Genomic DNA, 13,049 nt, shown 5'->3' on the forward strand with positions numbered 1-13,049 from the left:
ACCCGGTTCAGATGGTCGAGTGGAGATGGAGCAAGTCCAGACGAAACGATTGCCCACGCGGATTGGAGCAACGGCCCGAGACTGCGCGCCGCGCGGCTTCAAGCGCTTCCGGGCGCTTCCTTCCGCGGGTCGGCCTCGACCAGATATTCGATGTGCCGGCGTCCCGAAGCCCCCGGGCGGATCGAAACCGCGACGCCGAAGATGCGTTGGATCGCCTCGGCGGTCAGGACCTCCTCCGGCGCACCCGCCGCCTTAAGACGCCCGTCATGCAACAGCGCGATCTCGTCGCAGAACATGGCGGCGAGGTTGAGATCGTGCAGCGCCATGATGCAGGTGATGCCGAGGCGTCGGACCAGGCTCAGGATCGAGAGCTGGTGCTGGATGTCGAGATGGTTGGTCGGCTCGTCCAGGATGAGCTCGCTCGGCTCCTGCGCGAGCGCGCGGGCGATATGGACGCGCTGGCGTTCCCCTCCCGAAAGCGTGTGCCAGAACTGATCGTGGCGCTCGGTGAGCCCGACCCGCGCCAGCGCTTCGTTCACGGCGCCCTCGTCGGCTTCGCTCCACGAGGCCAGCGCCGCACGATGCGGCGTGCGGCCGAGGCGGACGACATCGCAGACGGACAACTGGATCTCGGTGGTCGCCTGCTGCTCGACGAAGGCGAGGCGGCGGGCCAGCTCGCGGCGGGGCACGCTGGCGATGTCGTTTCCGTCGAGGGTGACGACGCCGCTCGCGACGTTGCGCAGGCGGCAGAGCAACCGGAGCAGGCTCGACTTGCCGGAGCCGTTCGGGCCGATCAGGCCGAGCACCCGGCCGGGCGCGGCTTCCAGCGTCACCCCGTCGACGATCATCCGGCCGCCGGCACCCCAGCGGGCCTCGCGGGTCGCGAGCGTCATGCCGGCCTCCGGGCGCGGTAGAGGATGAGCGCGAAGACGGGTGCGCCGAACAGCGCTGTCACCACGCCGATCGGCAGGATCTGCTGAGGTATCAGGATGCGGGAGAGGATGTCCGCGAGGATCATGAAGATCGCGCCGATGACGAGACAGGCTGGCAGCAAGCGGGCATGGCCGGAGCCGACGAGGAAGCGCGCGGCATGGGGAATGATCAGCCCGACGAAGCCGACCGTGCCGACGATCGAGACCATCACCGCCGTCATCACCGCCGTCGTGGCGAAGAGCACGACCTTCACCCGCGTGACGGCGACGCCCAGCGAAGCTGCGGCGTCGACGCCGAAGGCGAAGGCGTCGAGCGCCTTGGCGTGCAGCATGCAGATGCCGAAGCCGATGAAGGCGACCGGCGCCGCCATCCAGATGTCGGGCCAGCGCACGCCGCCGAAATTGCCGAGCAGCCAGAACATCACACCGCGCGCCTGCTCGGCGCTGGCGAGCGTCGTGACGATCGTGGCGGTCGCGGCATTGAAGAGTTGCGAGGTCGCGACACCGGCGAGGATGACGCGATCGCTCGCCCCGCCCGCCCCTGCCGCCAGCAGCGCCACGACGACGAGCGCAGCGCAGGAACCGATGAAGGCGCCGGCCGAAACGGAGAGCACCGCGCCGCCGATGCTGATGCCGAGGATCAGCACCGCGACGGCGCCGGTCGAGGCGCCGGCCGAGATGCCGAGGATATAGGGTTCTGCCAGCGGGTTGCGCAGCAGGGCCTGCAGGATCGCGCCCGAGAGGGCGAGCGCGCCGCCGCAGAGCCCCGCCATCAGCGCACGGCTGAGCCGATAATCAAAGATCACGCCCTGCTGGATCGCGCTGACCGGAAAGTCGAGGTCGAACAGCCCGTTGCCGAGCGCCTTCAGGGCGGTGTCCAGCGGGATGCGCATCTCGCCGATGGTCACGGCCAGCGCGACCGAGAGGATCAGCGCCAGCAGCGAGGCCAGCGCGATCGCGACACGCGCCGGCCAGTTCGGCCCATGGGCGGCGTGGCTCAACGCGAGAGCCCGAAGCCGGCGATCGCTTTGGCCAGTGTCTCGATACCGTCGACCGTGTCGAGCCCGGCGCGGGTCGCACCGACATCCATGATGACGACGCGGTTGTTCTTCACGGCGTCCAGCTTGCTGGCGACCGGATCGGTCTTCAGGAACTCCAGCTTCTTCTCGATATCGTCGGCCGGGAAGCGGCGGCGATCCATCTTCACGGTGACGATCACGGCGGGGTTGGCAGCGGCGATGCTCTCCCAGCCGACCAGCGGCCATTCCTCATTGGTCGTGATGACGTTGCGGGCGCCGAGCTTGGAGAGGATATAGGCGGGCACGCCGTTCTTGCCGGCCATGAAGCCGTCGCCCTTGATGTCCTTGCTGGAGAACCAGACGACGACCGGAACGTCCTGCGCCTTCAGCTTCGCGACCTGCTCGACCGCCTTGTCCTCGCGCGCCTTGAGCTCGGCGACGAGCGTCTCGGCCCGGTCGGCGACATCGAAGATCGCGCCGAACTCGCGGATGTTGCGATAGACCAGCTCCATCGTGAACATCTGGGTACGCACGCCGTCACCGGCGCCGGAATTGTCCTTGCCGACGCAATCGGTCGGCGAGACATAACTAGGCACCTTCACCTTGGCGAACTGGTCGCGCTTGCCGACGATGCCGTTCGGGCCGACATGCCATTCGAACATCGCGGTGACGAGATCGGGCTCCTGCGCCAGCACGGCCTCGAAGCTCGGATCATTGTCGGCGAGGCGCTTCACCTTGGCGTTGACCGCCTCATAGGGCTTGGCCACCGGCGAGAACCAGACCGCCGTGCCGACGACGCGGTCGCCAAGGCCGAGCGCATAGAGGATTTCCGTCTGCGTCTGGCCGATCGCGACGACGCGCTTGGGCGCGGCGTTGAAGGTGATCGTCTCGCGGCAATTCTCCAGCGTCAGCGGATATTTGGTCGGCGCCGCGATGGCCGTGCCAGTGGCGAGAGCGCCGAACAGGGCAGCGGCCGAGAGGCGGAGCAGAGAATTGAACGGGCGCGCTGCCGGCATCGAGGCCATCCGAAATGTAACAATGTTGCATTTCTGATAGAGTGCGCGGCAGGCAGCCGTCAAGCCACCTTGGGCGGCCTGTGCAGTGGTCTTCGTGAACATGGGTTTCATCGCTCCCCGAGATGACGGCCGGGGCAGCTTTGGGCATGTGGGGCGGGAGGCCGGCCGCGAGGGTCGCCATCGACACACAGGCTTCGGAACACCCCGTCCGAAAGACGTCTTCGACGACCGGGGCAGGTCTCCTGGCTCGCGGGTCGATGCCTGTTCCGCCCGGCCTTCCCGGCGCGTCAGGCGCCAGTGGACGATGGACGGAGAGCTCGCCGCTTACAGTTGCGGGGGCAGCCTCGGCTTTGGCACTGGAAGTGCCTCACCGAATTCCCTCTTAGCTCCGGGAGCAACCCGGAGAACCTCGATCGGCGCCCACCCTATAAGGGCGCGGCGCTGCGTCAAGCGGACATCGCGTCAGAGGCTCGGCGTGCTGTAGAGCCGCTTGCCGCCGACGGAGATCTCGACCTCCTGCAGATAGCTGCGCAGTGCCGTCGTCGCGACCTCGATGCCGAGACCCGGTGCATCGGGCGCGGAGACCTGCCCGTTCGCATCGCGCTCCACATGATTGGCAGAGATCGTGGTGGCGAGCGGCTTCGGCATGGCCGGGTATTCGCAAATCTCGTGCGCAGCGAGGCCGGCATAGGGCTGGAGCGAGGCCGAGAGAGCGAGATGCGAGGTGAAGGTGTGGTTGACGAAGGTCACGCCCTTGGCGACCGCATAATCCGCCACCGCCTTGGACGGACCGATGCCGCCGATCCGCCCGCAATCGATCTGTACATAGCCGATGCCGCCATAATCGATGAGCTGCCGGGCCATCGACTCGTTATGGGCGCCCTCCCCGCCGGCCAGCCGGACCTTGGGGCTGCGCTTGGCGAGCGCGCCATAGGCTTCGAGCGCGCTGGCGTGGAAGGGCTCCTCGAACCAGAGCACGTTCGCCTTCTCCATCGCGGGCAGACGGGCGGCGGCGCGCTCGACATCCTCGATGAAGATCTGGCCGGTATCGACGAGCAGGATGCCGTCCTGCCCCAAACCCTCGCGAGCGGCAACGAAATGCTCGGCATCGGCCTCGACGCTGCCGCGGCCGATCGGCCCCCAGCCGAACTTGGCGGCGCGGAAGCTGCGCTTGCGGGCATCGCGGGCGCGTTCGAGAGTCTCCTGCGCCGTGTCCCCGAAAAGGACCGAGGCATAGGGCGTCTTGGGGTGGCTCTTCGCGTAGCCAAGCAGGCGCCAGACCGGCTCGGAGCGCATCTTGCCGAGGATGTCCCATAAGGCCATCTCGACGCCGGAGAAGGTATGCGGCGCCTGCAGCAGGTCCATCGAGTTATAGGCGACGGCAGCAGCGATGCGGGCGATATCCTCCGGGCCTTCCAGCGTCTGGCCGAGCACGGAATCGGCGACCGGCCGGCAGACGCCATGCGACATCGGACAGATGAAGGCGGCGATGGAGGGCAGTGGCGCCGCCTCGCATTCGCCCCAGCCGACATGGCCGCCGGCGGCGACCCTGACCAGCAGCGCATCCTGGCTGCCGTCGGCTTCGTCGGTGACGACGGGCATGGCGAGATAGAAGAAATCGACGGCCTCGATTCTGGGCACAGGCCTTCTCCTCACAGTTCGTAGATCGTGGCGCGGGGCGTGAAGGTGACACCCTCGTCGAGCGGATAGATCGGCCGGGCGCAGATGGTGTGGCCCAGGCTTTTCAGGTTGGCCGAGGTCGCGCCGGGCGCATCGATGTTGAAGTTCCGCGCGCACCACTGGTCGAACATGTGGAACTCGGTGTGCGGCGACTTCACCACGATCAGGTCGAAATCCGTGGGGTCGATGCCGTTGGCGTAATACATCGCCCGGTCGAACAGGCTAACAGAGCGGCTCATCACAACGACGGTGACGTTGTCCCAGGTCAGAACCGCGGTCGGCCCGGCTCTCAGGGGCGCCTTCATCGTCTCCAGCGCCGCCTCGCCATCCGAGAGCAATTTGACCTTGGCCTTGACCTTCATCGGCGGGAAGCGGGCGGGATCGATCGAACCGCCGAGCGCGACCTCGATCGTCGCGCCGACTCCGGCCTTGTGCGCAGCAGCCGCAGCCGGCGCGTCGACGATCTGGGCCAATACACGCTTGCCGTAACCCGCCTTGCGCAAGGCGGCGAGGATCAGGTTGCTGTCGCCGGAGGCACCGGATGAGGTCGCGTCAGCGGCATCGGTGAAGATCACGGGACCGTCGATGCTGCGGGCCTGCGCGATGGCGCGCTCCAGCGGGACGAGCTTGCCCTGCATGCGGAAGCGCAAGGGCCAGAACTCCTCGGCCAGCCGGACCGCCTCGCGCTCGGCGGTCTCCTTGTCGCCATCGGTCAGGATCAGCACTTGCGAGCACAGCTCGGGCACGTCGGTGAAGGGGTTGCCGATCATGATGCCGGCCGCGAGCGCCCGCCCCTCCTCCTCCAGCCGGCGGCATTCGGCCAGAAGCTCGCCATAGCAGCCGGTCTTGGTGATGAGCTCGTCGCCGCGCACCAGGGCCGGAATGACGACGCGGGCAGCGACGGGTTTGATGCCGCCGGCCATCAGCTTCAGCAGCAGTTCGGCGGCGCGGCGGCCGGTATCGGCGAAGTCGACATGGGGGTAGGTCCAGTAGATCGCGAAACCGTCGACATTGCGGAGCATCCGGTCGGTCAGGATGCCGTGCAGGTCGAGCGAGATGACGATCGGCATGTCCGGCCCGACACGCTGGCGCAGCTTCTCCAGCAGGTAGCCTTCCGGATCGAGTTCGCCATCGGCGCCCATCGCGCCATGCAGCGAGACATAGATGCCGTCGATGCGATCGAGCTTGGCGAAGATCGCGGCGAGGATTTCTTCCGAGAGCTTCTTCCAGCCTGCGGCCGAGAGTGGGCCGGCGCTGCCGGAGCGGGCGCAGATCGTCGGCACGATCTCGATATCGGGCCTCGCCTCGAAGACCGCGAGCGCGCCGCCGAGTTCCTGGTTCTGGCCGCGCTGGACGTAGAGACCATCGCCATGGTGGATCAGGAAGTTCTCGTAATGCGACGGCAGTGGGTTGAAGGAGGAAATCTCCTGCTTGCAGTCGGCGATCAGGATGCGCTTCATCGGGCGGCTCCTAGAGGCTGTTAGTGACCATGGGAGGGATTTGACGCTGGCGATTTTGCGCGAATGCAAGGAGTTCGAGGACGCAAACCTTCCGGTTTGCTACGAAGAACGACACGGCAGTCGCGCAAAAGCGCCGCGCCCTCCGGGTGAGGTGAAAACCGCAGAGCTGCAGCGTCGCACCGCTTGCCGATACCAGTGGTATCGGCGGCGCGATGCTCCTCCCATCTCTGCGGTTTTGACCTCATCAGATGCCTCCCATGGTCACTAACAGCCTCTAGGGGTCAGAATTTCAGGCGGGGGTCGAGCACGTCGCGCAGGCCGTCGCCGAGCAGGTTGAGGCCGAGCACGCAGGCGATGATCGCGAGGCCCGGAAACACCGTGATCCACGGGGCCTCGCGCATGAAATCGCGCCCCTGGGCGATGATCGAGCCGAAGGAGGCGGCAGGCGGCGGCGGACCGGCGCCGACGAAGGAGAGCGCAGCCTCGGCCAGCACCGCGATGGCGAAGACATAGGTCAGGCGCACGATCAGCGGGCCGGCGACATTGCGCAGCACATGCTTGAAGAGGATGGTCCATTCGCCGACGCCGATCGAACGCGCGGCGGCGATGTATTCCTGCTCCTTTTCGAGCAGCACCGAGGCGCGCACGATGCGGGCCGTATGCGGCGTCGTGGCGATGGCGAGCGCGATAACGACATTGGTCAGCGAGGCTCCGAGCACCGCCGAGACCACCATGGCGAGCACGATCGACGGGAACGCCATCAGCGCGTCCATGATCCGCATGATCGGCTGGTCGAGCCGGTAGAAATAACCAGCGATCGCGCCGCTCAGCGTACCCGCGATTCCCGCCAGCACGACGGTGCAGGCACCGATGGCGAGCGAGATGCGGGCGCCGATCATCACGCGCGAGAGGATGTCGCGACCGAAATGGTCGGTGCCGAACCAGTGCACGGCGCTTGGGGCCGCAAGGCGGGCGCGGACATTGCTCTTGAGCGGATCGAAAGGCGTCAGCCAATCGGCGGCAAGCGCGACCGCGACCATCAGCAGCACCAGCACCGCCCCGATCACGAAGGAGCGGTTACGGAAGAGGCGCCCCCAGAGGGCGCGGCCGACGAGAGGCGTGCCCTGCATCAGGCCAGCCTCACGCGCGGATCGACCACGGCGTAGAGGATGTCGACGACGAGATTGATCGCGAGATAGACCACCGCGAGGAAGAGCAAGCCGCCCTGCAGCACCGGGAAGTCTCGCGAGGCGATGGCGCCGACGATCAAGCGGCCGATTCCGGGGATGGAGAAGACCTGCTCGACGATGACCGCGCCGCCGAGCAAGGCGCCGGAGACGATGCCGATCACGGTGAGGATCGGGATCATCGCGTTGGGCAGCGCGTGGCGCAGCACGACATGAAGCTTGGCCAGCCCCTTGGCATCGGCAGTGCGGACATAATCCTGCGAGAGCGTGTCCAGCATGGAGGCGCGCGCCATGCGGGCGATGAAGCCGACCTGCACCAATCCCAGCGTCAGCGCGGGCAGAACCATGCCGCGCAGCCACTGGCCCGGCGATTCCATGAAGGGCGTGAAGCCGCCGCTCGGCAGCCAGCCGAGCGACACCGCGAAGACCAGCACCATGACGAGGCCGAGCCAGAAATCCGGCACGGAAAGCCCGAGCAGGGCCGTGGTCATCACCGCCTGATCGGGCCAGCGGTTGTGATTGACGGCCGCGATGATGCCGGCCGCGACGCCGAAGAACACGGCGAAGGCCAGCGCCAGCGCCGCCAGCGAGAGCGTGACCGGCAGGCGCTCGATCAGGGCGGCCGTGACCGAGCGGTTGAGCAGGATCGACTGGCCGAGATCGCCGCTGAGGATGCGCCCATACCAGCCGAACATCTGCTGCGGCAGCGAGAGGTCGAGCCCGAGCGCACTGCGCAGCTTGGCGACCTGGTCTGGTGTCGCCGAAGCGTCGAGGAAGGCCGCCGCCGGATCGCCCGGCACCAGCCAGATCAACGCGAAAGACATCAGCGAGACCAGGACGAGCACGAGAAAGGCGCCCGCGAGCCGGCGGATCAGGAAATGTCCCATGCCGCCCTCCTTCCGAGCGCTAGGCCTTCGTTCTGATAAGTGCGCGTCATCCCGGGCGGCCGAAGGGAGACCCGGGATCCATTCCGGAACGCTTCCGGCAAAGGTTCAGGAATGGATCCCGGATCTGCGCCGCAGCGCGGCTTGTCCGGGATGACACGGCTAATATGACGGCGGTCGATACCTACGACGGCGGGCATCGACCGCTTGCCCTCAAGGCTCCAGCCAGACGCCCCACATGCGCGGGATGCGATAGGGCTTGAAGTTCTTGAGCTTCGCCGTCGAGGCCTGGAAGACCCCGTAATTGCCGGCCTTCATTGCCACGGCCGCACCGTACATGTGCTTCTGGAAGGCATCGAAGAGGGCTTTGCGCTTGCCTTCGTCCATCTCGGCGTTGAAGGCGGCGGCGATGCGGTCGATCTCCGGGTCCTTGGCCTGCTGCGAGAGGCCGTTGACCCAGGGCGCCATCACCGAGCCCGGCCCTTCATAGGGTTCGATGCCGAAGCCGTGCGTCCAGAAGGTCCAGCCGGTCGGGGTAAAGCCGATCTTCGAGACCGTCGGCCAGTCGGCGACGGTAATGTCGACCTCGACGCCAATCTCCTTCAGCTTCTGCTGGACCAGCGTCGCGGTGTCGACATTGGGGCGCAGATTGTCGGTGATGAAGGTGATCTTGCCGCCCTTGTAGGAGGATTTGGCGAGCAATTCCTTGGCGAGCTTGATGTCGTTCTTGTTGTATTTGTCGCTGCCGACGGTCGAATGGAAGGCCGCGCCCGGATAGAGCCAGCTCGGGTCCATCTGGTAGATATCGGCATAGGAGATCGCCATGATCTCCTCCATGTCGAGCGCCGCCTGGACGGCCAGCCGGAAATTCACGTCATTGGCCGGCGCCTGCGCCTGGTTGAACTTGATCACCTGCAGGCCGAACGGCATCGACTTGTGGATGGTGAAGCGGTTGTCGGTGCCCAGCCGCTTGGCGGTCGGGCCGTCGACGGTCTCGTTGAGCTGGATCTGGCCGGCCTCGAGCGCGGCGCTGCGGGCGCCGCCTTCCGGCATGAAGCGGAAGGTCACGGTGTCCAAGAAGGCTTCCTTCTTGCCGGCGAAGCCGTCCCGGCCGGTGCCCTTCGGATTGGGCGCATAGCCGTCATAGCGCGTCAGCTTGACGTGACTGTCCGGCCTGTACTCGACGAACTTGTAGGGGCCGGTGCCGATGACCTCGATCTTGCCGGCCTCCTTGGCGGCCTCGCTCGCCGGGTAGATCGCGATCGGGGCGCGTGGCGAGGAGAGATTGTCGAGGAAGGTCGATTGCGCCTGTTTCAGCGTGACCGTGACCTCGTGCTCGCCGCTCGCCTTGATCGTATCGATGGCGGCGACCAGCGCCGGCGAGGCGCCGACCTTGCGATAGCGCTCCAGCGAGGCGACGACATCCGCCGCATCGAGCTTCTTGCCGTTATGGAAGGTCACGTCCTTTCGGATCGGGAAGACATAGGTTTTGCCATCGGGCGAGACCGTCACGCCCTCGGCCAGCTCCGGCACCGGCTTGGCGTTCTCGTCGCGGGCATAGAGCGTCTCGAAGATGTGGAGCGTGACGTTGCGCGAGGCCTGCGCCGAGGTGATCTGCGCATCGAGCGAGGGCGGCGCCTGGCTGATGCCGATGACGACGTCGCCGCCCTTGCGCTGGGCCAGCGCGCCTTGCGCCCCTCCGAGCATAAGCGCTGCCGCGAGGGCGGCGCCGAAGATGAGGTGCTTTGCCATGTTCTTGTCCCCTCAGGATTGATGGTCAGGCACGTGGTGGTTCAGGCGTAAGCTTGGTCAGGCGGCGGCGCGCGCCGCGTCGTAATCCTCCATCAGCACGGCAACCGCGTCGCCGCGCTGGACCCGGCCCGGACCGGCGGACATCCAGAGCACGCCGTCGCGGCGGTAGCGCACCTCCAGCGGCTCGCGGTCGATGTCCTCGATGAAATGCAGGTAGCCGGCGAGATCGCCGGCCCGGCAGATGTCGCCCACCACATTGCGCGGCTCGAACAAACCGCCGGCTGGCGCGAAGGAATACCCGGCGGCATCGCGCACCATCATGTGGCGGGTGCCGGGCGAGCCGTCGCGCTGCGTCGTGTCGGGCTTCCCATCCATCAGGCCGCAATGCTTGAGGATATTGGTCAGCGCCCGGTCGGCGATGCGCACGCCCTCGACATTGACCCGGCCCCAGCCGCCAAGCTCGGTGCCGAGCGACAGGATGCCTCGGCGCTCGACCGAAGAGGTCAGCGTCGCGCCCTCGTCGACGCCCCAGAACACGACGTTGTAGGGCGCCCCAAAAGCGGCGGCCGCCGCCATGGTGCGCTCGCGCAGCTTGGCGTCGGCGACGTAGTGCATGTTGGTCGAGAGCGCCGAGTCGCCGGAATGGCCGGCGGTGTGAAGATCGACGGAGACATCGACCAGCGGCAGCACCACCGTATCGACGAAATGCGCCAGCATCTCGGAGAAGGTGCCGCGTGGATTGCCGGGGAAGCAGCGGTTCATATCGCGATTGTCGACCGGCGAGAGCCGCGTGTCGTTCAGCACGGCGGGCATGTTGAGCGCCGGGATCATGATGACCCGCCCCTGCACCTTCGCCGGATCGAGGCTGCGGGCGAGGCGCGAGACGGCAATCTGGCCCTCGTACTCGTCGCCATGCACGCCGCCGGTGAATAGGATCGTCGGACCGGAGCCGTTCTTCACGCTGACGACGGGGATTTCGACGACGCCCCAGCCGGACGTGTTGCGGGACAGAGGCGCCCGCAGATAGCCCGCTTGCCTGCCTGAAGATTCGAAGTCGATCTCGCAACGAACCCGACTTTCCGACGCCATGGCGAACCCCTCTCGCTCTTGCGTTTCGTATGATTGTATACGATCATACGATCTGTCAAGCGAGAGGCAGAGAGCCGGATGACGGATACGGGCGGACCAGTGCGGGCAGCCGGAATGGCAACACAGGAGCGGGCGAAGAGCGCCGCACCCGACTGGCAGCCCCTCCAGCCGCAGACGCTCGTCGACCATGCGATCGAGGCGATCATCGCGGGCGCCGCCGCCGGGCTGATCCTGCCGGGGGACCGGATCGTCGAGGTCGATCTCGCCCGCAAGCTCGGGGTCAGCCGCGTACCGGTGCGCGAGGCGCTGCGCCTGCTCGAAAGCCAGGGCGTCGTGGTCAGCGAGGCCTACAAGGGCATTCGGCTCCGCCCGGTGACGAACGAGCGCGTCTCGGACCTGATCGAGGCGCGCATCGCGCTGGAAGCGAGCGCCGTGGTGCGTGCCGTCGCCGCCGGCCGCAATCGCGGGGCTCATCTCGACGAACTCCGTGCCGCCGTGGCGGAGATGGAATTGATGGCGGCGCGCGGCAGCGCCTATGGCGTCGCGGTCGCCGATACCGGCTTCCACCGCGCACTCTGCCGGCTCGGCGGCAACAGCGTCACCTTCGACCTGTGGGAGACGCTGGCGCCGCAATGCACGATCATTTTCGGCCTGGCCACCTTCGGCAAACCGATGGCCGGCGTGGTCGAGGAGCATGTCGACCTGCTCGCCGCCTTCGAGGCCGGCGATATCGCGGTGATCACCCGCACGCTCGACGAGCACATCACCGTCATGAACCACGCGATGGATTACGAGGCCATCGTCGCCCAGCGCCGCAAGGAAAGGGATTTGCCGTGAACGACCAGCCCATCCAGACGCGCGCGGCCGGCCGGACGGCGGGGCTCCCGCCCTTCCGCATCACCCGCATCGAGGCCGCCCCCCTGTTCGGCGAAAGCCCGAAAGGCGGCTGGTCAGCGGAGATCCGGCCGGAGGATTCGATCCATGCGCTGATCGCGGTCCATACCGATCAGGGCCTCACCGGCTATGGCAGCGTCTTCACCGATGGCCGGCTCGTGCAGGCGGGCCTCAAGGTGCTGGAGCCGCTCTTCCTCGGCGCGGATGCGCTCTCGCCCGATTTCGTCAGCGAGAAGCTGCATCAGAACACCTTTTGGATGGGGCGCGGCGGCACGCTGACCCATACGATCAGCGGCATCGACATTGCCCTCTGGGACATTCTCGGCCAGGCGACGGGGCTCAGCGTCGGGCGCCTGCTCGGCGGGCGCTATCGCGAACGCGTGCAGCCCTATTGCTCGCTGCTGATGGAGGAGCCGGTGGCGATGAAGGATGTCGTCGCGAGCTATCGCGACAAGGGTTTCAGTGCCTTCAAGATCGGCTGGGGGCCGTTCGGCCGGGCGCTCGACGTCAAGCTCGACGAGGCGATCGTGCGGGCCGCGCGCGAGGCGGCCGGCGAGAAGTCCAAGCTCTTCGTCGATGCCGGCGCCAGCGACGCGCTTTGGCCGCATGGGCTGAAATGGGCCAAGCGCACGGCCGAGATGCTGGCGGATTACGAGGTCGGCTGGTTCGAGGAGCCGGTCAGGCCCGATGCCATCGACGATTATCGCGAATTGCGCCGCTCCTCGCCCGTACCGATCGCCGGCTGCGAGGTGCTGACCCGGCGCCAGAGCTTCATTCCCTGGCTGACGACCGGCGCGCTCGACATCGTCCAGCCCGACGTCACCAAGGTCGGCGGCATATCCGAGCAGCGCCGCATCGCCTGGATGGCCTATGATCTCGGCATCAAATATGTCGGCCATGGCTGGAACACGGCGCTCGGCCTCGCCGCCGACCTGCAGATGGCCGCGGCCTTCCCGGATGCCGATCTCGTCGAGTTCATCGGCGGCAGCCCCTATGTCGACGGCATCCTCGCGAAGCCCTTCGCGCTCGACGCCGAGGGCTGGCTGACGATTCCGGACCTGCCGGGGCTCGGCGTCACGATCGATCGCGACAAGCTCGGCCGCTATACGCCGGATCCGGGGGCACTGTTCGTGTGA

Annotated in this window: 11 protein-coding genes and 1 riboswitch; of the genes, 2 read left to right on the top strand and 9 right to left on the bottom strand. The window is 67.0% G+C overall.

What is annotated here, in order from left to right; translation table 11 throughout:
• Positions 1 to 98: 98 nt before the first annotated feature.
• From ACODTJ_RS14060 to ACODTJ_RS14100, 9 genes are all read right to left on the bottom strand, one after another.
• Entirely contained in the window at positions 99 to 893 is a 795-nt protein-coding gene (locus tag ACODTJ_RS14060; protein ID WP_454657531.1) for an ABC transporter ATP-binding protein, read from the bottom strand.
• Positions 890 to 1,933: a FecCD family ABC transporter permease gene (locus tag ACODTJ_RS14065; protein ID WP_454657532.1), complete on the bottom strand. Its 1,044-nt coding sequence runs from the start codon at positions 1,931 to 1,933 to the stop codon at positions 890 to 892. Before ACODTJ_RS14065 ends, ACODTJ_RS14060 begins: the two co-directional genes overlap by 4 nt.
• The gene (locus ACODTJ_RS14070; protein WP_454657533.1) at positions 1,930 to 2,967 is read right to left on the bottom strand and encodes an ABC transporter substrate-binding protein; all 1,038 of its coding nucleotides are present in this window, start codon (positions 2,965 to 2,967) and stop codon (positions 1,930 to 1,932) included. The genes ACODTJ_RS14065 and ACODTJ_RS14070 overlap by 4 nt, the downstream gene beginning before the upstream one ends.
• 215 nt (positions 2,968 to 3,182) lie before the next feature.
• Positions 3,183 to 3,394, bottom strand: a riboswitch (cobalamin riboswitch).
• A gap of 35 nt (positions 3,395 to 3,429) precedes the next feature.
• The gene (locus ACODTJ_RS14075) at positions 3,430 to 4,608 is read right to left on the bottom strand and encodes a mandelate racemase/muconate lactonizing enzyme family protein (RefSeq protein WP_454657534.1); all 1,179 of its coding nucleotides are present in this window, start codon (positions 4,606 to 4,608) and stop codon (positions 3,430 to 3,432) included.
• Positions 4,609 to 4,619: 11 nt separating this feature from the next.
• Complete coding sequence (locus ACODTJ_RS14080) at positions 4,620 to 6,107, bottom strand: M81 family metallopeptidase (protein ID WP_454657535.1); 1,488 nt, start codon at positions 6,105 to 6,107, stop codon at positions 4,620 to 4,622.
• 281 nt (positions 6,108 to 6,388) lie between these two features.
• Complete coding sequence (locus ACODTJ_RS14085) at positions 6,389 to 7,237, bottom strand: ABC transporter permease (protein WP_454657536.1); 849 nt, start codon at positions 7,235 to 7,237, stop codon at positions 6,389 to 6,391.
• Positions 7,237 to 8,181: an ABC transporter permease gene (locus ACODTJ_RS14090; protein ID WP_454657537.1), complete on the bottom strand. Its 945-nt coding sequence runs from the start codon at positions 8,179 to 8,181 to the stop codon at positions 7,237 to 7,239. The genes ACODTJ_RS14085 and ACODTJ_RS14090 overlap by 1 nt, the downstream gene beginning before the upstream one ends.
• A gap of 210 nt (positions 8,182 to 8,391) precedes the next feature.
• Positions 8,392 to 9,930, bottom strand: coding sequence for an ABC transporter substrate-binding protein (locus tag ACODTJ_RS14095; RefSeq protein ID WP_454657538.1), 1,539 nt, complete (start codon positions 9,928 to 9,930; stop codon positions 8,392 to 8,394).
• A 57-nt stretch (positions 9,931 to 9,987) separates the two neighbouring features.
• On the bottom strand, positions 9,988 to 11,019 hold the full coding sequence (locus tag ACODTJ_RS14100; protein ID WP_454657539.1) for a succinylglutamate desuccinylase/aspartoacylase family protein: 1,032 nt from the start codon (positions 11,017 to 11,019) through the stop codon (positions 9,988 to 9,990).
• A 114-nt stretch (positions 11,020 to 11,133) separates the two neighbouring features.
• Between ACODTJ_RS14100 and ACODTJ_RS14105 the strand changes: the two genes are divergently transcribed.
• Both ACODTJ_RS14105 and ACODTJ_RS14110 read left to right on the top strand, forming a co-directional pair.
• Positions 11,134 to 11,856, top strand: a complete 723-nt coding sequence (locus tag ACODTJ_RS14105) for a GntR family transcriptional regulator (RefSeq protein WP_454657540.1) — start codon at positions 11,134 to 11,136, stop codon at positions 11,854 to 11,856.
• On the top strand, positions 11,853 to 13,049 hold the full coding sequence (locus tag ACODTJ_RS14110; protein ID WP_454657541.1) for a mandelate racemase/muconate lactonizing enzyme family protein: 1,197 nt from the start codon (positions 11,853 to 11,855) through the stop codon (positions 13,047 to 13,049). The genes ACODTJ_RS14105 and ACODTJ_RS14110 overlap by 4 nt, the downstream gene beginning before the upstream one ends.

The organism is Allobosea sp. FG18 (assembly GCF_057809495.1).

Bases quoted from the DNA above. Each gene is read 5' to 3' on its own strand.
- ACODTJ_RS14070 (WP_454657533.1), bottom strand. From the start codon at position 2,967: ATGCCGGCAGCGCGCCCGTTCAATTCTCTGCTCCGCCTCTCGGCCGCT.
- ACODTJ_RS14085 (WP_454657536.1), bottom strand. From the start codon at position 7,237: ATGCAGGGCACGCCTCTCGTCGGCCGCGCCCTCTGGGGGCGCCTCTTC.
- ACODTJ_RS14100 (WP_454657539.1), bottom strand. From the start codon at position 11,019: ATGGCGTCGGAAAGTCGGGTTCGTTGCGAGATCGACTTCGAATCTTCA.
- ACODTJ_RS14090 (WP_454657537.1), bottom strand. From the start codon at position 8,181: ATGGGACATTTCCTGATCCGCCGGCTCGCGGGCGCCTTTCTCGTGCTC.
- ACODTJ_RS14080 (WP_454657535.1), bottom strand. From the start codon at position 6,107: ATGAAGCGCATCCTGATCGCCGACTGCAAGCAGGAGATTTCCTCCTTC.
- ACODTJ_RS14105 (WP_454657540.1), top strand. From the start codon at position 11,134: ATGGCAACACAGGAGCGGGCGAAGAGCGCCGCACCCGACTGGCAGCCC.
- ACODTJ_RS14060 (WP_454657531.1), bottom strand. From the start codon at position 893: ATGACGCTCGCGACCCGCGAGGCCCGCTGGGGTGCCGGCGGCCGGATG.
- ACODTJ_RS14095 (WP_454657538.1), bottom strand. From the start codon at position 9,930: ATGGCAAAGCACCTCATCTTCGGCGCCGCCCTCGCGGCAGCGCTTATG.